Annotated in this window: 14 protein-coding genes; all 14 read left to right on the forward strand. The window is 43.0% G+C overall.

Translation table 11 applies throughout. The features are described from left to right. The first annotated feature begins 70 nt into the window (after nucleotides 1–70). The 14 genes from GQF01_RS25555 to GQF01_RS25615 all read left to right on the forward strand — a co-directional run bounded on the left by GQF01_RS25555 (nucleotide 71) and on the right by GQF01_RS25615 (nucleotide 19,311). Nucleotides 71–1,930: a cache domain-containing sensor histidine kinase gene (locus GQF01_RS25555; protein ID WP_161409707.1), complete on the forward strand. Its 1,860-nt coding sequence runs from the start codon at nucleotides 71–73 to the stop codon at nucleotides 1,928–1,930. Beyond that, nucleotides 1,905–3,533 (forward strand): response regulator, encoded by a 1,629-nt coding sequence (locus tag GQF01_RS25560; RefSeq protein WP_161409708.1) that lies wholly within the window; start codon nucleotides 1,905–1,907, stop codon nucleotides 3,531–3,533. Before GQF01_RS25555 ends, GQF01_RS25560 begins: the two co-directional genes overlap by 26 nt. Nucleotides 3,534–3,693: 160 nt before the next feature. Beyond that, a complete protein-coding gene (locus GQF01_RS25565; RefSeq protein ID WP_161409709.1) occupies nucleotides 3,694–5,010 on the forward strand; it encodes an ABC transporter substrate-binding protein in 1,317 nt (438 codons plus the stop codon). Between the two features lie 149 nt (nucleotides 5,011–5,159). Next, complete coding sequence (locus tag GQF01_RS25570) at nucleotides 5,160–6,041, forward strand: carbohydrate ABC transporter permease (protein ID WP_161409949.1); 882 nt, start codon at nucleotides 5,160–5,162, stop codon at nucleotides 6,039–6,041. 7 nt (nucleotides 6,042–6,048) lie between these two features. After that, a complete protein-coding gene (locus tag GQF01_RS25575) occupies nucleotides 6,049–6,894 on the forward strand; it encodes a carbohydrate ABC transporter permease (RefSeq protein ID WP_161409710.1) in 846 nt (281 codons plus the stop codon). A gap of 37 nt (nucleotides 6,895–6,931) precedes the next feature. Continuing rightward, on the forward strand, nucleotides 6,932–8,464 hold the full coding sequence (locus GQF01_RS25580; protein WP_161409711.1) for an alpha-N-arabinofuranosidase: 1,533 nt from the start codon (nucleotides 6,932–6,934) through the stop codon (nucleotides 8,462–8,464). A 90-nt stretch (nucleotides 8,465–8,554) separates the two neighbouring features. After that, nucleotides 8,555–8,749, forward strand: coding sequence for a DUF6171 family protein (locus tag GQF01_RS37125; RefSeq protein ID WP_407945425.1), 195 nt, complete (start codon nucleotides 8,555–8,557; stop codon nucleotides 8,747–8,749). A 12-nt stretch (nucleotides 8,750–8,761) separates the two neighbouring features. Next, complete coding sequence (locus GQF01_RS25585; RefSeq protein WP_161409712.1) at nucleotides 8,762–10,306, forward strand: alpha-N-arabinofuranosidase; 1,545 nt, start codon at nucleotides 8,762–8,764, stop codon at nucleotides 10,304–10,306. A gap of 299 nt (nucleotides 10,307–10,605) precedes the next feature. Then, nucleotides 10,606–12,273, forward strand: coding sequence for a type 2 periplasmic-binding domain-containing protein (locus GQF01_RS25590; protein ID WP_161409950.1), 1,668 nt, complete (start codon nucleotides 10,606–10,608; stop codon nucleotides 12,271–12,273). Nucleotides 12,274–12,356: 83 nt separating this feature from the next. Then, nucleotides 12,357–13,343, forward strand: coding sequence for an ABC transporter permease (locus tag GQF01_RS25595; RefSeq protein ID WP_161409713.1), 987 nt, complete (start codon nucleotides 12,357–12,359; stop codon nucleotides 13,341–13,343). A gap of 11 nt (nucleotides 13,344–13,354) precedes the next feature. Next, nucleotides 13,355–14,266 carry a carbohydrate ABC transporter permease gene (locus GQF01_RS25600; RefSeq protein ID WP_161409714.1) on the forward strand — a complete coding sequence of 304 codons (912 nt, stop codon included), beginning with the start codon at nucleotides 13,355–13,357 and terminating at the stop codon, nucleotides 14,264–14,266. Between the two features lie 125 nt (nucleotides 14,267–14,391). Continuing rightward, entirely contained in the window at nucleotides 14,392–15,921 is a 1,530-nt protein-coding gene (locus GQF01_RS25605) for a response regulator (RefSeq protein ID WP_161409715.1), read from the forward strand. Nucleotides 15,922–15,944: 23 nt separating this feature from the next. Further along, on the forward strand, nucleotides 15,945–17,771 hold the full coding sequence (locus tag GQF01_RS25610) for a sensor histidine kinase (RefSeq protein WP_161409716.1): 1,827 nt from the start codon (nucleotides 15,945–15,947) through the stop codon (nucleotides 17,769–17,771). Beyond that, nucleotides 17,764–19,311, forward strand: coding sequence for a response regulator transcription factor (locus GQF01_RS25615; RefSeq protein WP_161409717.1), 1,548 nt, complete (start codon nucleotides 17,764–17,766; stop codon nucleotides 19,309–19,311). Before GQF01_RS25610 ends, GQF01_RS25615 begins: the two co-directional genes overlap by 8 nt. The last annotated feature ends 30 nt before the right edge of the window (nucleotides 19,312–19,341 follow it).

Below are 19,341 nucleotides of genomic sequence, written 5' to 3' on the forward strand. Positions count from 1 at the left end.
CGGCGTCTATATATGTAAGCCCTAACAGAAATACTATGAAATTAAATGAGTCTAAGCAAGGGGGGAGAATATGGAGAAAAGCTTGAACCGTTTCATCCGTAAAATGAATATTCAGAACAGACTGGTTATCTCTTTCGCGATACTATCCTTGATACCGCTATTAGTTACAGGTTATTTTGCTTACTACACTTCAAGCAAAGCGATAAAAACGAAAATAAGTACCTCTTCCATCCAGTTAATGAATCAGGTTAGTGAAAATATCCAAAATGAACTCATAAAGCTCGAAAATGACAGTGTGGATATCGCATTTTCTGATCTCATCCAGAATACGTTGACGGACTTTACTACGATGAATGAGTGGATGAGGAATGACGCGGAGCTAAAAATGCAAAGTATGCTAGCAAAAAGGTTTTCATTCAATCATAGCGTTTCGGATGTTCTTGTATATACAACGCTGAAAGAAAAAATCATTGCTTACGGCGACGTCAGCTTTAAATTTAATCTTACCTCTGATTTTTTGAATGGAATCTTTCTACAAACGGCTTTGAATAACGGTGTTCCTCTATGGACTATCGAAAGCGGTGAAGATGAAGTAAGAGAATCAAGTTATCGGATTACCAACTACGGGAAGATAGGAATATTGTTGACTCGAAGTTTTAAATCGATTGACGGAATTCCGATCGGATATATGATTATGAGAATCGACGAAAAACATATCTTCAAGAAATTTAAAGACATAAATCTCGGACAAGGGTCCGATATTTTCATAATAAATGGCAAGGGAACCGTAATTTCGAGCCAAAACCCGGAAATGAAAGCAGGCAAGCTTTATCTCGATCAATCGTTGATGGAGGAGCTTACAAATAACAAAGAAGTTGATTCGTATTCATTCACCGGCACCGTTTCAGGAAAGCGAAGTCTAATTGCTTATAACTATATACCTAGTGCCGACTGGTACGTAATCAGTATCATTCCCTTTACCTATTTGAACGATGAATCGGTAAAGACGAGCATCTATATTATATTCTTGGGAATTTTCTGTTTTTTGCTTGCTCTCATTCTGTCTTACTACGTTTCCAAAAGCATTTCCAAGCCTTTAAAGCACCTGCTAAATTCGATGAATAACGTAAAAATTGGCAATTTAGTTACTCGTATCGAAGACAACAGCAGCGATGAGCTAGGGAAGGTAGCAACAAATTTTAATCATATGGTGGCTGAGATTAAATATCTTATCGACGAGGTGACAAAAAAAGAAAAATTGAAAAGGGTTGCCGAACTGAAAACACTGCAGGCTCAGATTAATCCGCATTTTCTCTCCAATTCACTGAACACTGTCAGGTGGCTTGCTAATATTCAGAAGGCAGAGAGCATTTCGAGCATCATCACTTCTCTGATCCAGCTGCTTCACGGATGTATGGGAAAAGGAAGCGTACTGATCAGCCTACAGGAAGAAATGGAATATGTAAGAGACTATCTAAATATAATGGCGTTCCGGGATTATGATAAGTTTAGGGTACATTACGAAATGGAAGAAAGCATAGTGGACTTTTATGTCCCGAAGTTTATTCTTCAACCGATCGTGGAAAATTGTTTGCTCCACGGGCTTGAGCCTAAGGAAGGACAAGGCCTGATTATCATTAAAGCCTACAGGGTCGAAGAGAATTTGAAAATTATCGTAACCGATACTGGGGTTGGCATTAATGATCATACGTTAAACAATCTTATGCGAGAATCATCATCAAACAACAAAAATGGACTGAGTGGGATCGGCATTCGAAACGTGGATGAAAGAATCAAGCTGTACTTCGGAGAAACATATGGAATTACCATTCAAAGCATTCCCAATCTATACACAACTGTAGAAATTACTTTGCCTGCTGTGGGAGAGGAGGATCTAGGAAAATATGCTGAAGGTACTTATAGTCGATGATCATGCGGTTTCGCGGACAGATTTGAAAACGATGCTCGATTGGGAGAACTGCGGCTTTTATATTTCCGGTGAAGCGTATAACGGAATTCATGCTATACAGCTCATGGAAGAGGATGTTCCAGATATTGTGATTACCGACATCAACATGCCTGGCATGAATGGGCTCGGATTGATAAAGCAGCTAGAAAGTGAGTATCCACAGGTTAGAATTGTAGTGTTAAGTGCTTATGACGATTTTGACTATGTCCGTCAGAGCATGAAAAGGGGGGCAATGGATTATGTACTGAAGCATAAGCTGAATGCCTCCGTATTGCTGGATATTTTGAAAGCAGCAGAAAGTTCAATTCTTGCATATCGAAATGAGCGCGACAAACAAAATGAGATGTACCATGAGCTTATGATCAGCAAGGATCGTTCGCGCCAAGAATTGATTAGCAAGCTCCTAGAGGGCAGTCTGTCGGGGCGGGAAGAAATATTAAACGAAATCAACGCGTTAGACATAACGATGGACTCGGAAAACTTGATAGTGACAGCTGTGGAGATCGACGATTTTTGGTTGATTGAAGAAAGATTCAGCATAAAAGAAGTCGATGTGTTCATTCAAACCTTTCTTGATATTTCCAAGGAAATACTTATCGATTGGGAAAAATCGGTTGTTATCCATACAAGCCGAGGGAAATTTGCGATGATTTTTTCACTGGGACATAACCATAGCAGGATGTATATACACAATCAGCTATATACCTTCCTCAATCGAATCAGATCGGAAATCAAAAAATATTTGAATATTACAGCCAGCTTTGGTGTAAGCAAGGTATGCAATGAAATAAAACTGCTTCATCAGGCTTACTCCGAAGCCGTATCAATTCTGAAGGACAAGTTTCATAAGGGGAAGAATGGGATATTTATCGATAGCACAACCAGTAAGCATGAAGAAGGATTTTTCTGTCTCGACATTAAAGATGAGAAAGCGATTTACGCTGCTTTGAAAAATCAGGATTTTGAAACCGTGAAAATCTTGATCGATGCCGTCTTCAATAAAATTTCGAGCATGAGGCTTAGTAGCAAATCAACTCAGATTATCTGTGCAGAATTAATTAATATTGTGAATAAAACGTCAAAGGATGCCGGCATTGAGATGTCGATGCTGTATACGGCCGGGGATATTCCTTACAATCTCATGCAGAAATATGAAGTTCTTCTGGATATTAAAGCTTGGATTTTGAATTTATATCTTAAACTTATTGAAATCTTGAATCGGATGAAATACCGAGACTCTCTTAGCAGCATTACCCATAAGGCTATGGAATACATACAGAATAATTACAAATACGACGTTTCGCTTCAGGATGTGGCCGAATTCGCTGGTGTAAGCAGCTCATATATCAGTAGGGTTTTTAAGGAAGAGTGTCAGATGGGAATAACCGAATATCTAAATCATGTTCGCGTCGAACATGCTAAGCAATATATGGAGTATGGTGAATTGAAGCTGAAAGAGATTGTCAATCATGTTGGATTTAACAATTATAACTACTTCTTTAAGGTATTTAAGGAGATGACAGGCATGACTCCCCTGGAATATGAGCAGACTTGCAGGAAATAAACAAGAGGTTGTCTTTTTGTACATAGCAAAATGTTGTAGTGGAGTGCAAGATATTGGAGTTCGACCCTAATAAGCAATTTGTATAATAAGAAACAGGTGAATGGCGCTGCCCAGTTAGCTGCTGTTACCTATGAAATGATTATGAAGGGGGCATGAGTGTATGAAAAAAGCATTTCTTACAGCAGTTGCTTCAGTGTTCCTACTGACTTCCATGTTGTCGGGCTGCAGCACGGATGAAGCAGAGCCATCAAAAGGAGAAACACCAAATGCAAAAAGCGCGGTTAAGTTATCGCTGTGGACATTCCAAGACCTGCATAAGAAGTATTACGAAAAAACCGCTGAGCTCTGGAATAAAAACAACCCCGATCAGCCCATTGAATTGTCTATTGACACTTATCCCAACGCAGAAATGCACAATAAATTATTAATCGCGTTACAATCCGGTGTGGGTGCGCCTGATATTGCCGACATTAACATCAACTTTTTCCAAAACTTCCTTAAAGGCGACATTCAGCTTGTGGAGTTAAACAAAGTGATCGAGCCCGAGAAGGACAAATTCATCCAGTCGAGATTCGATATTTATAGTAAAGGTGGAAAATATTACGGCATTGATTTCCATGTAGGCGCAACGGTTGTTTACTACAATAAGGAGCTTATGGATAAAGCCGGTGTCAACGTTGACAACATTAAAACTTGGACTGATTATACCGAAGCAGGAAAAAAAGTTGTCGCTGCGACAGGAAAGGCAATGACCGCATTTGAGGTTACCGGACAAAGACCTTTCTGGCCAATGATCGTTCAAAGAGGGTCCGATTATTTAGATAAAGACGGCAACGTTACGCTGGATAACGATATAAATAATAAGACTCTTCAGGCCATGAAGGATATGATTTACAAGGATAAAATTGCGGTTCCCATGCCTGGGGGGAACACCGGAGCTGAGGAATTCTTCACTTACATGAACAAAGGAGAAGCGGCTTCACTCATTATGCCAATGTGGTACATGAGTAGATTCTTGGAGTATATGCCTGATCTGAAAGGGAAAATATTAGTACGACCAATGCCTATATGGGAGAAGGGTGACGTAAGATCCGCAGGAATGGGTGGAACAGGTACAGCTGTTACCAAGCAAAGTAAGAACCAAGATATTGCTTTGAAGTTCCTTGCCTATGCGAAGTTAAGTAAAGAATCGAATATAAGAATCTGGCAGGAACTGAAATTTGATCCAATTAGATGGGATGTCTGGAGTGATCCGGAGCTGCAGAAGCCCGATCCTTATTTCAACAATGAGAAAATATTCAATGTACTCCTAGACATGAAGGACGAAATCAGATCGCCGAATATGAGTGAGCTCAGCTCAGCTTCACAAGATTTGGTCAATTCCAATGTAATGTTTAAGTCGTTAAAGGATCAGTCGCAAACTCCAGAACAAGCATTAAAGGCTGCTGCTGACGAGCTTCGCAAGCAGAAAAAATAGCAAATTGGCAGAATGTGGGAATGGTGGCTGCAGAAACGAAGAAATGAAAACGGTTTCTGTAGCCGTCAAGCAGGGAGGTAAACGATTTGAATAACGGAGCGGTTCAAAAGGTTTATGGACAAAAGCCTAAGGTAAGAAACAAATTGAGCATGAAAAGGTTATTTTATTCAGAAAAATGGGCTCCTTACTTTTTTGTATCTCCATTCGTTTTAGCATTTCTCATCTTTTTTTTGTACCCTACGGCATCCACAATTAACATGAGCTTTCATGAAGTACTTGGGCTTAACAGCAGTAAGTTTATAGGCCTGGATAACTACCGAAGAATGTTTAATGAACATTTTATCAATGCGCTGCAAACGAATACGATCTACACAATATTGTCTCTATTGATATTAATACCTATCCCAGTGATATTCGCTGTTTTATTGAATTCAAAATTGGTTAAGGGAAAAACATTATTCAAGTCGGTTATTTTCATCCCGGCCTTAACTTCTGTTATTGTAGCGGGCGTTTCCTTTAGGCTAATGTTCGGAGAAGCGGATACAGCCTTGATCAATTCCTTTATCGCTAAGCTCGGCATTTCACCGCAAAATTGGATTCTGAATTATGGTACAGGCATGATGCTGATGGTAATTCTCAATACATGGAGAGTCGCAGGCATCAATATGATTTATTACCTTGCCGGTCTACAAAGTATTCCCGAGGAATTATATGAATCTGCTGAAATGGACGGGGCAAATGTCTTTCGCAAGTTTTATTGGATTACTTTGCCGCTCTTAAAGCCAATTATTATTTATACGTTAACGATAGGCATATTTGAAGGATACAGAATGTTTGGAGAAAGCTATGTGTTCTGGAATGAAGGAATGCCGGGAGATATTGGGCTTACCATCGTGAGGTTAATTTACCAGCAAGCCTTTCAGCGAAATGATATGGGTATGGGATCGGCCATCGGCATTACCCTCCTGCTGATCGTACTCACCGTGAATCTGGTGCAACTGAAATTGTTCGGTCTCTTCAATAAGGAGTGAACGGATCATGACTATTAAGCTAAAAAGACAGCTGTTGACGGCACTCATCGTAGTTTTCTTTCTCATCGTATGTTTTATCGTTCTATTTCCTCTATATTACATGTTTATGGCTTCTTTTAAGAGTTCCAAAGAGCTATTTCGAAATGGCATGGATTTTAGAATAATACCCAGTCTAATGAATCTTGACAACTACAAGCTATTGTTTTCAGGTAAAGGCAGTATCTATTTGTACTGGTATAGAAACAGCCTTGGCATCACAGCTCTTCATACTGTAGTTTCACTGTTTCTTTCCTCTTTAGTTGGCTATGGCCTAGGGGCATATAACTTTAAAGGGAAAAATATTGTTTTTATCCTGGTATTGTTTGTCATGATGGTACCACTTGAAATACTTATGCTTCCTCTCTATAAACTTATTGTGAACATGGGCATCATCAACACGTATTACGGAGTTATTTTACCCTTTGTCGTATCACCGATGGCGATTTTCTTCTTTCGGCAGTACATAACGGGACTTTCCAAAGATTTTATGGACGCTGGAAGGATCGACGGATGTTCGGAGTTTGGCATCTATATCAGAATTATGGTGCCCTTGATGAAGCCTGCTTTCGGCGCGATGGGGATACTACTGGCGATGCAGAACTGGAACAGCTTTATATGGCCGTTAATTGTGCTGCGCACGAATAAGATGTTCACGATTCCTATAGGCCTTGCTTCGCTGATGTCACCTTATGGCAACAATTACGATATGCTGATCGCTGGAGCCGTACTTGCAATTATTCCTGTTATTCTTTTGTTCCTGCTAAATCAGAAGGCTTTTATTTCAGGCTTGTCCACTGGCGGCGTTAAAGGCTAGAACATTATAAATAATTCTATTCAGGAGGCAGATAAGTATGAAAAGCAGTATCCAAATGAATCCAAAAGCGGCGGTTCACAAAATTGACAGAAACATTTACGGGCATTTTGCCGAGCATCTGGGCCGATGTATCTATGAGGGAATTTGGGTCGGCGAGGATTCCGACATACCCAACACACGTGGTATCCGTAATGATGTCGTTCAGGCGTTAAAGGATATGCAAATTCCAATCCTGCGCTGGCCTGGAGGGTGCTTTGCGGATGAATATCACTGGAAAGATGGCATTGGGCCTAAGGAATCCAGAGCCCGTATGATCAACACACATTGGGGTGGTGTGGTTGAGAATAACCATTTCGGTACCCACGAATTTTTCGATTTGTGCGAAATGCTGGAGACCGAGCCTTATATTTGCGGGAATGTTGGAAGTGGAACGGTCTATGAGATGCAACAGTGGGTCGAATATATGACCTTCGACGGCGAATCACCGATGGCCGATCTGCGGAAAGCAAACGGAAGAGAATTGCCATGGAACCTGACTTATTTCGGTGTAGGCAACGAAAACTGGGGCTGTGGTGGCCGGATGAGAGCGGAATTTTATGCGGATCTTTACAGACAATACAGCACATATGTTAGAGATTATGGGGACAATGCCATTTATAAAATTGCTGCCGGCCCCAGAGGAGATAATTACCACTGGACGGAAGTGATGATGCGGGAAACAGGTCATTTCATGGACGGACTAGCGCTCCATTACTACACGAGGCTAAGAGATCACAACTTCGTAATAGAAAATCCCGATGGTAACAGAATTTATATCAAAGATCCGAAAGCGGTGAGAGGCCAGGCCGTTGACTTCGAGGAGAATGAATGGTTTGGCATCATGAAGGCGGCGTATTTCACAGAAGAACTTGTGACGAAGCACTCGGCTATTATGGATAAATACGACCCCGAGAAGAAAGTCGCGCTTATCATTGACGAGTGGGGGACGTGGTTTGATGTTGAGCCAGGTACCAATCCAGGCTTCCTATTTCAGCAAAATACAATGAGAGATGCGGTTTCTGCTGCGATCAGCCTGAATATCTTCAATAATCACGCTGACCGCGTAAGAATGGCGAATATTGCACAGACAATTAATGTCCTCCAAGCTGTTATTTTAACGGAAGGGGATAAAATGATCCTGACCCCTACCTATCATGTCTTCGAAATGTTTAAAGTACATCAGGATGCCATCCTGCAACCAATTGAGATTCAGAGCGGCGTATACAAGCTCAATGGGGAAGAAGTGCCGCAGCTTAGCGCCTCCGCCTCCGTCGATGCTGAGGGTAAGCTGAACATGACCATTTGCAATACAGATCCGAGAAATGCTGCACAGTTAGATTGTCATATGGGAGGAATTATCGGTAAGCAGGTAACGGGAAGAGTTTTGGTTTCGTCTACAATGAACAGCCATAATTCTTTTGAGAATCCTGTTCATGTCAAACCCGAGCCATTTACCAGTGTACAATTGAATCAAGAAGGATTCCATGCGGATATCCCACCGATGTCTGTTGTCGTGCTGACGATCAATTAAATCGGAGGGAGATATCCGATGGCTAACAAACACGGTCCATGCAAGGACTGCTCAGAGACGATAGATGTTACACCAGAAAAAATAGAGGCAATGCTGCAAATACTGATTAATTCAAGGCACATAGAGCTTGTAGATGAGCAAACAAGCCATAGTCGCTTAGCTCAATGTAAGGGCTGCAGCGGTTATATACATGGAGGAACATGTAAATATTGCGGTTGTCTTGTTCAAATACGGACTAAAATAAAGGATAGGGCATGTCCCTATCCTTTATCTCCTAAATGGTAGGAGCGGGAGAAAATGATGACTACAATCGACATTTGGCTGAATGAAGAGATAGGGCGCATTAATCCCAATATTTATGGACACTTTATTGAGCACTTGGGCGGAGTCGTCTACGATGGGATATGGGTAGGTGAGGACTCTGAAATTCCTAATATAAAGGGATTCAGACAGGAGCTTATTGAGAAATTAAAAGAAATTAACCCATCTGTTATCCGCTGGCCGGGTGGCTGTTTTGCGGAGACGTACAACTGGAGAGATGGCATCGGTCCAAGTGAGAAGCGTCCCACAACCGTTAATTGGTGGTATATGAACGACGGAAAGCTTGAATCTAACCAGGTTGGTACTCATGAGTTTATTGATTTTTGCAATCTAGTCAATGCAGAGCCATACTTTGCTGTGAATGCGACGACAACAACCGTTTTGGAAGCTAGAAATTGGATTGAATACTGTAACATGATGCAAGGTACAACTACACTTGCGCAGGAACGGGAGAAGAACGGAAGTCCGGAGCCTTTTAACGTCAAATATTGGGGGCTTGGCAACGAAAATTGGGGTGGCGGCGGCTGCATGACACCTGAGGATTACTGTCATATTTACAGAAAGTACGGCATAATCAGCAAAAGTGTAGGGCAGGATCTTCAGTTCATCGCATGCGGACCGTATGAAGATATTCCCGAGTGGACAGCTAAATTTTTTGACAAGTATAAAGAGATGTACACGGTGGGGCGAGTTGCTCCCATGTTTGGATACTCACTTCACTACTATGTGACTAATACGGGAAGAATGGGCACGGAGCTGACATATAGTGATGCGCAGTGGTATGAAATGATGCGGGTCGGACTGGACATGGAGCCGTTTATTCAATCCCAGTATGAGATGATTCGCGCTGCAATGCCCGAAACATCGATTGGACTCGTCGTCGATGAGTGGGGGGTGTGGCATCAGCAGAATGGGAGGCATCCGCTGCCGGGCAACTATTTATTTGAGCAGATGAGCACAATGAGAGAGGCAGTGCTGGCGGCGCTTTCGTTAAATATTTTCAACAACCACTGTGATAAAGTTGTCATGGCTAATGTGGCTCAGCTTGTCAACTGTATCCATTCCCTGTTTCTTGCCAAGGGTAATGCCTGTGTGGCAACTACAAGCTATTACGTGTTCGATATGTATAAAATTCACCAGAATGCAACAAGTCTTAAAACGGAAGTCAATTGTAAAAGCATAACCTACATATTTGAAGGAAAGACCTATGATATTCCAAGCATCTCCTGCTCAGCATCGTTCAGGGATGGTATACTTGCCGTTACACTTGCGAACTTAACCGTGGATGAGGATCAAGAGATCATGTTCAATCTGCACGGCGGCCAATATACGAGCACAGGGACAATGGTCGTATTATCTTCTTACAATCATAAGAATGGCAATTCTTTTGAGGAACCATATAAAGTTACACCCGTGGAACAGAACATTTCACCAGTAGGAGTCGAACTTACCGTTACAATTCCTAAAGCTTCTGTAGTTTTATTAACATTGGATGTATCTAGCTCTGCCGTAGATGAATAAGGACACTGAGGCAGCCGACCCTAATCGGCTGCTTTTTCTCATTAGAAGGGTAGTATAGCGCTATCCAATTCAGAAGCTAGCTTGTGCTACAATAAATAAAATGCAGGAAGAACCAGCTTATGCATGTCCTTAAGTTTATGAGATTCTTTCATTAGATGTAAAATTACCTTTAATTTATAGGGGGAAGACCTTTAGTTTATGAATTGTAAGCGTATTCCTAGTGGATATAATTAGATATATCAAGATGTAAGCGTTTAAAGGGAGATATGAAAGGGAGGAAAAAGAAAATGGCATTACCAATGAAGCGTACTACACTTCGAATGATCGTTCCTGTTTTGACTCTCAGTGTTATCTTGTCAGGATGCAGTGACGCAGGCAGCGGTTCAACTGATTCTAGCACGGCTCCAGCTACCACAGGAAGTCCTGTGGCTGCGCAAGGTACGGATGCTATTAAACCGTTGACGATTTCTATGTTCATTGCTAACTCTTACCAGCAGCCTACGGCAGACAATCGCATTTATAAGATGATTAAGGATAAAACAGGCGTCAGCTTAAAAATGGAATTTCTGGTCGGTGATCTCACGCAGAAACTAGGTGTTATGATTGCCGGTGGCGATTACCCAGACGTAATTACTGGCGATGACAAACTGATCGCTGCAGGCGCATTCGTGCCACTGGAAGACATGATCGAGAAGTACGCACCGAACCTGAAGAAGCATTACGCGGATGTTTGGAACCAAATTAAGGATCCGGCAAGCGGACATATCTACGCACTTCCGGGTTACAATGCATTCACGGGAACATTTACTGAAACGACTTACGAGGGACCTGGCTTCTGGTTGCAAAAGGACATTCTGAAGGAGCAGGGATGGCCGACTCCGAAGACACTGGAAGATTACTTCGCCATTATAGAAAAGGCCAAGCAGCAGCACCCCGACAGAATCGGTTTCGAGACGCTGAACTTCGATTGGAGAACCTTTCCGTTGCAGAATCCGCCAGAACATTTGGCAGGATATCCGAACGATGGCGGCGTGACGGTAGATAACGGCAAGGCATCCATTTTTGCTGACAAGGATATAGCTAAGAACTATTACAAGAAACTGAACGAAGTAAACAGTAAAGGACTGTTGGACAAGGAAGCGCTTGTGCAGAATTATGATCAGTACTTGGCTAAGATCGCTAGCGGTCGAGTTATCGGTATGTTTGACCAGCATTGGAACTTTGGTGATGGCGAGAAGTCGTTGATTTCTCAGGGTAATTTTGGCGGCACTTACGTAGGTTTCCCCTTGCTCTATCCAGGTGCGAAGGAATATTACCGGGATCGTCCTGCTTTAACCATCAATCGCGGTTATGGCATTTCAGTAAAGGCGAAAGATCCGATCGCAATACTGAAATTCCTTGATAGTTTGATGACAGAAGATTGGCAGAAAACGCTGCAATGGGGAGTTCAAGGTCAGGACTATCAAGTGAAGGATGGCAAATATTATCGTACTCCTGAACAGCGTGATCAGCAAAATGATAATACCTGGAAGCTAGCCAATAAAGCAGAAGCCTTCTTCTTTAATTTACCTAAAATGCAGGGTACTTACACCGATGGGAACGCGACTGATCCGAACACGCAGCCGCAGGAGTTCTATGATAGCTTGAAGCCAGTGGATCAGGAAGTCTTGAAGGCTTACAATCATAAGACTTGGGCAGAGTTCTTCAAAACACCTGTTGATAATCCCGTGTATTATCCAGCGTGGTCCATCGACTTGATCGACGGATCCCCGGCAAAAGTGGCCCAAACTAAGATAAATGATCTGGCAGTGAAGTATTTGCCGAAAGCGGTCTTGGCGAGCCCAACGGATTTCGAAAAAGTCTGGAAAGAATATACCGATCAGCTTTCCAAAGCGAATGTCAAAGCCTATGAAGATCGTATTAACGATCAGATTCAATGGCGGATCAAGAACTGGAGCAGCAAATAATTCATAGGTACTTATCAAGGAGCGGAGGAGACCAGGTCTTCTCCGCTTACAGATAACACATTTCGGTTCGGGAGGGAGTAATCATGGCCGAAACTATACTGAAACAAGATGCGAAAGCAGTTGTTAAGAAAAAGAAATGGATCGATCGAGAAATTGGCGTAGAATTCAGCTGGAAAACGATAAAAAGTCAAAAGCAGTTGATCTTTATGTCGTTACCGATTCTGATCTATTTGATTATTTTCAATTATGTCCCCATTTGGGGCTGGTTAATGGCCTTTCAAAATTATCGCCCGGCCTTGCCATTTCTCAAACAGAAATGGGTTGGCTTTGATCAATTTAAATTTCTGATGGGTGATGATGTCTTCCTTCAGGTACTCCGTAATACACTGGGCATGAGCTTGATCAATTTGGTACTGGGATTTGTAACAGCGATCGTGCTGGCGCTTCTTCTTAATGAAATCAGAACAAAAATATTCAAAAGCACGGTACAGACGATTTCGTATTTACCCCACTTCTTGTCATGGGTGATAGCGGCTGGTATTGTGGCCTCCACGCTGTCCGTAGAGGATGGGATCGTCAATGTCGTATTAATGAAGCTTCATTTCATCAAAGAGCCGATTATGTGGCTTAGCATTGGACATTATTTCTGGGGTATTGTCGGTGCTGCCAACGTGTGGAAGGAAGTAGGTTGGAACACGATTATCTACTTGGCTGCGATTACGTCCATAGATCCTTCGCTTTATGAAGCCGCCTCCATGGATGGGGCGAACCGGTATCAGAAAATGCGTTATGTTACCCTACCGGGCATTAAAGCGACGTTCATTATTCTGTTAATTATGAATGTTGGCCATATCTTGGATGCGGGTTTTGAAGTGCAATATTTGCTTGGGAATGGTCTGGTTGTGGACTGGTCGCAAACGATTGATATTTTCGTATTGAAATATGGAATAGCACTTGGCAACTACTCGTTGGCGACTGCGGCGGGAATATTTAAAACGATCGTCAGCATTGTAATGGTTTTGGGTGCGAATCATATTGCGAAGCGCCTCGGCGAAGAGCGGTTGTTATAAGGGGGTTGGATATGAAAACAGCTGCTTTCCAGAATAGTCGCTTGGAAGCGATTCTATTCAACACACTGAACGGATTTTTTATGCTCTTCTTGGTCATCGTTACTCTGTATCCTTTTCTTCATACGTTGACGGTATCTTTTAACGAAGGAAATGATACGCTGCGGGGCGGCCTATACTTATGGCCGAGGATGTGGAGCTTGCAAAATTATCGAGCGATTTTCATCTCAGGAACGATCTATCATGCTGCATGGATCTCGGTCGCTAGGACTGTTGCGCTTACTGTGTTAGGTGTGTTTCTGACTTCCATGCTAGCTTATACGTTGGCTCAGCCACACTATTTATTTCGTAAAATCATTGGCGTGTTTTTCGTACTGACTATGTATTTCAATGCGGGCTTAATCCCAAATTATTTCCTGATCAAACAACTGGGATTGCTGAACAGCTTTTGGGTGTACATTCTTCCAGGGATGGTTAGTGCGTTTAACCTGATAGTCATCCGTACCTATATCAAGTCTCTCCCAGGTAGTTTAATTGAATCAGCGAAGATAGACGGTGCAGGAGATTTTACGATTTTTCTGCGGATTATCTTTCCTCTCTGCACCCCCGTCTTGGCAACCATTGCGTTATTCATTGCGGTTGGCTCATGGAACTCTTGGTTTGACACGTTCTTGTACGCTTCTTCCAATATTAAATTAAGTACGCTCCAGTACGAGATGATGAAGCTCTTGGGCTCTACAATGAGTAGTAACAGTGATCCGGCACTCTTAAATGGTGTCAACACGGGCCAATCCAAAGGCATGGTTACCCCTGCTTCGGTTCGGGCTGCCATCACAATTGTAACTGCTGTGCCAATTTTGTTAGTATATCCTTTCTTGCAGCGCTTCTTTGTAGTAGGTTTAAATCTGGGCAGCGTAAAAGAATAAGACTTCGGGCATTTATTGTAAAAAGCCGTTTTAGTCCGAGGACTAAAACGGCTTTTCCATTGCTGGATGTATGGGCGGGACCGTATAATAGTTTCATATCAAGAGGGAAATCAGGTGAAATGGGAATGTTGAAGGTTCTGATTGCCGATGATGAGCCGATTATGCTGGAAGGGTTACGTTTTCTAGTTGATTGGCACAAGCTTGGATTTGAAATATATGCAGAGGCACTTGACGGAGAGGACGCTCTACAGCTAATAGAGGAAAGCTGCCCTCATCTGATCATAACTGATATTCGGATGCCCGTCATTGATGGCTTGGAATTAATTGAAAAGGTTTATTTGCGCTTTCCTGATACGAAATTTATCGTGTTGAGCGGCTACGCTGATTTTCAATATGCGCAGCAGGCGATGAAATTTGGTGTTTCCAATTATTTGACGAAGCCTTTGGACGAGGTGGAATTAGAGAGTGCAGTTCTTGCGGTTGCAGAGGACATTCGAGCGGAGGCAGAACAACGAGCTCTGCAGCGCTCTATCATTGATCGTAGTCGTGCTGAAACGGTTTCACGGCTTTTGATGGGAGACGTCAGAAAGGAATGGGTGGACAAGGCGCGGAGCCTGCTGAAACTGGACGAGCAATCCAGAGTTCGCTGTATCTACCTTGTTTGCAGCAAGTTGGAAGATAGAGAACAAGAGCAGATCAGCCTGTTTCAGCGTCTTCGGGTAGCATTGGATTCGGATGTCTTGACGGAAGTAAGCGTGTATCCGTTCGTAGTGGGGCCTAACAGGTATGGTTTTATTCTTGCTGTGGATGCAAAGGATTCTGTATTAACTGTTCCGTTCATAGATGGTTTCGTATCGCATATCCGAAAAGAATGCAGTGAGACCTTCTCTTTTGCAATCAGCAGTGAGGTTAGGGGTGTTAATTCATTAAGTAGAGCCTATCAGGAAGCGCTTACAGCAGAGGTTTGCAAATTCCCCTCCAATCTTCCCATGGTCCACTATTATCAGGACAAAATGTCAGAGGAATCTCCATCGATCCCTGAGGTAACCAAGACATCACTCATCCATGCCGTCAACTATGGCGATCTAGATGCCGTTCGCACGCTTACGCTTGATTTATTTATGACTTTATCTTCTTCGGAAGCGTGGGTGGCGGCAAACTTATCTACGCTGAAGCTGGAGGTTCTTCAAGTACTGGCCCAGCAAGGAGCAGATATGGAAAACTGGACTCGAAGATGGTTTGCATCGCCTTTTCCGAAGAATGTGGGAGAACTGAACAGCAGAATGTTGAAAGAGTTTCTGGAAGCAGCAGAGTGGATCGCAAGGGAGAAAGGTACTGGTATCGACGATATTGTTTCTGCCGCTGAAGCTTATGTTAAACAGCATTATCACGGAAAGCTGCAGCTTCAACATGTGGCTGAACATCTCCATGTGAATGCGGCTCACTTGGGCCAACGCTTCAAGAAACAGCGTGGTCTCGCATTTAATGAGTACTTACATACCGTTCGCATTACGGAGGCCAAGAAGCTACTGCTCCGTACGGAGATGAAAATAACCGAAATCGCCCACATGGTGGGGTACTCGGATCCTGAGCAATTTGGTGCCAAGTTCAAAGCGATGACCGGCGTAATCCCATCATCGTACAAAAAAGGCTGAAAATACCCTATAGGAGATCGACAATGAACCGAAAATGGAAGCTTTTCAGTCATATCGTGAATGACATACCGCTCAAATACAAGTTTCTATTTATCTATCTTTTGTGCGTCTTACTCCCAATTATGAGCATTAATATTCTGTTCTACGTGCAGAATAGCCGGGATACGCAAAGTCGGGAGAGGGAAAATCTGCAGATTTCTTTGGATCGGGCAGCTTATGAGCTCACCCAGATAGTGAACGAAAGCGTGGCGATAGGTAACACGGTAGCGGCAGATCGCACTTTCAACGAAAAGCTGGAAGCCTCCTATTCCGACTTGTCAATTTACTATGAGACTTATGACAGCTACTTGCGTGACAAGCTGCGTCCATATACGGATCAGTATCCGTACATTTCCTGGCTAGGTGTGTTTACAACGAACCCAACAATTGGAAGCGGCGGGAGCTATTTTGTACTGAAGGATAGCGATAAACAGAGCGAATGGTACCGGAAACTGACCGATACGAAAGAGAAGGTGATCGTTTCTTCGTACTTGGATATTAACCCGATGAATCCACAGCAAAAGAGGGTCTATGTGAGCATTATTCGCAAGCTGGAGAACTTTCCGGATTTGGTGACTTACACAAAGTATTTACGAGTGGATTTGCAGTTGGATAAGCTGCAGGAGCTTTTAAAAAAGGAGCAGAACTATCTGCAATTCAAACTTGTAGATGCTAACAATCGGGTTGTTCTTGACTCGAACCTCTCTTACATTGCGAAGGAAAACCTTCTGCCCGCTATAGCCAAAGAATACTTAGATTCGTCGAATAACAAGGCTAATGGCAATTTTATCAGCAACTTGGGAACTGCCAGCTATCTGAGTGGGTGGAAATTAATTGGAATTCCAGAACAAGCACGATTTCAACAAAAGCAGAATGCGGTAATAAAATTTGGCATTATACTCACTTTGTGCAGCACCGTAATTCCGACGGTACTTGTTTTTACTATTCTTCAATCTTACAATCTGAGAGTCAGACGGCTCTCCAAGCATATGCAATGGGTTAAAAATGAGCGTTTCGAGCCTATTAACATGTATGAAGGCAAGGATGAAATTGGCGGATTATTGCGCAGCTTTAATCTGATGACGGTGAAAATTCGCAATCTGATTAACGATGTCTACAAGCTGGAGATCCAGAAGAAGGACTTGGAATTGGAAAGAGTACGGGCGGAGTTGAATTATCTGCAGAGCCAGGTAGATCCGCATTTCCTGTTTAATACACTCAACGCCATTCTGGTGGTATGCAAGAAGCATCGATATGAGCATGTTACGGATATTATTCGTAGCCTTTCTCAAATTTTGCGAAGGCTGCTCAGCTGGAAGGATGATCTGGTGACAATTGAAGAGGAAATTAGCTTTATTAACATGTATCTACAGATTGAGAAATTCAGATTTCAGGACCGGTTTTCCTATGAAGTGGATATCGATCCGAGAATACTTTCCTGCCGGATTCCCAAGATGAGCATCCAAACGCTAGTAGAGAATGCCTGCAAGCACGGACTTCAATCTGTGAAGGGGGACCGGAGGATTCACATTTCAGCAGGGTTGGATGACCGTTATTTGATAATCAAGGTCAAAGATAACGGGATTGGTATGGACACCGCCAAGCTGAACAGTATTCTCCAGAACTTGCATGTGGAAGAAGACGAAGGGAAAAATATCGGCCTTAGAAACGTATATAAACGGCTGAATCTTTTTTACAAGGATCGTTCCTTATTTTTGATAGACAGCAAGGCGTATGAACAGACGTCTGTTACAATCCTAATCCCTATTCGTCTAATCTTGTCACAGGAGGAGGCAGCAGCACATGACTAAAGTTTTGTTCGTCGATGATGAGCCGATTGCCCTTGAAGGTATCCGAATGTTAGCTGACTGGGAAGGGCTAGGGTTTGAGGTATGCGGCATGTGCACCGATGGGGAAGAAGCTTTGAGTTTGATGAAGCATTGCCGACCTTCACTTGTCATTACAGATATTCGGATGTCTGTGATAGATGGTCTGGAACTAATCCGTCAGGCTCAGTTGTTGTCAGAGACTTATCGGCCAATTTTTATCATCATGAGTGGCTACGGCGACTTCAAATATGCACAGTCAGCACTGCGATATGGGGTACGTCACTATCTGCTCAAACCTGTTATGGATGAAGAATGGGAAACCACTCTGGGGGAGGTTATGGAGGAACTTTCGTCCCGACAACAGATGCTTGAGCAACAGGAAATGACGATCAGTCAACTGCTTCCAATCATGATTGCTCCCCTTCTCAGGGGGGAGTTGGAAGAGCTGGACGAAAGCGTATCTAAGCAGATCGGTGAGTTGGATCAGGAAGCCAAAGGATGGAGGTGTATCCTGATAGAGGGGTTGAGTGAAGAGGAATTGGCATCTTGCAGTTCCTATGTTATTCCTCCCAAAGTTATGGTTGTTGACCTTATGCCTGGCCAGGTTTGTCTAGTGGTGGACTGTGCTGAGGACGTTCGGGAACGGGCTGGGAAAGTTTATGACGGGTTTCGACAGCAGGGCGTGGCGATATGTGTATCGATTGGCCCTCCCGTTCGGTTTCTCCGAGAATTGCATATCTCCTATTCTGGGGCTGTGGAGGCATCCGTCCAGCACTTTTTTTATGATAATGAGGGACTTGTTGATTACGAAACTGCCGACAGGTTGGAGTTTAGTTATAATTTTGGGATGATGGCGACGTTGGAGGAACTGCTTGGTGCTGCGGAACGACTACAGGAACAAGAAGCAGCCAGTATCTTAAAACAAGTATTCGCTTTGTTCCAAAATAAAAAGATCGCGCCAGAAATGGTGCGCATGCTCTGTGTACATGTGGTCCTGAAGAGTATGGATGTGCTGCGAGAGTTGGAAGTGGCATCCGTGGATATGTGGCCGTTGTTCCGCAATCTGCTGCATAATCGGCCTAAATCGCTGACGGTTCTGGAGCAATCTGTCTGGATCTATCTGAACGAATATATGCGTAGGTTGAGGGAACGGAGGGAATCTAGTTCAGGCCATCCCCTATATGGAATTGAACGCTATATCCAGGAAAATTATAAGTCCCCACTAACGATCAAAGAAATCGGAAAACGCTTTTATATGAATCCCGTATATCTGGGCCATGCGTTCGTAAAGAAGTATGGTGTAGGTATCATTGAATATATTCATGACCTGCGGATCGAAGAGGCCAAGAAACAGCTTACAGAATCTGCTGCCACGATTCGCTCCATTGCAGAGGGAGTCGGTTACGTGCATTATCATCATTTTCTGAGAGAGTTTGAGAAGCGGGTATTAGAGAAGCCAGTTGAGTATAGGGAATTTGCACGCAATGATTACGCTTACAATACAACAAGATCTGGTAAGTAAAGTAAAGAGTTGTACATTGTTTGGATGTTA

The organism is Paenibacillus silvestris (assembly GCF_009882985.1).
Taxonomy (GTDB): Bacteria; Bacillota; Bacilli; order Paenibacillales; family NBRC-103111; genus Paenibacillus_E; species Paenibacillus_E silvestris.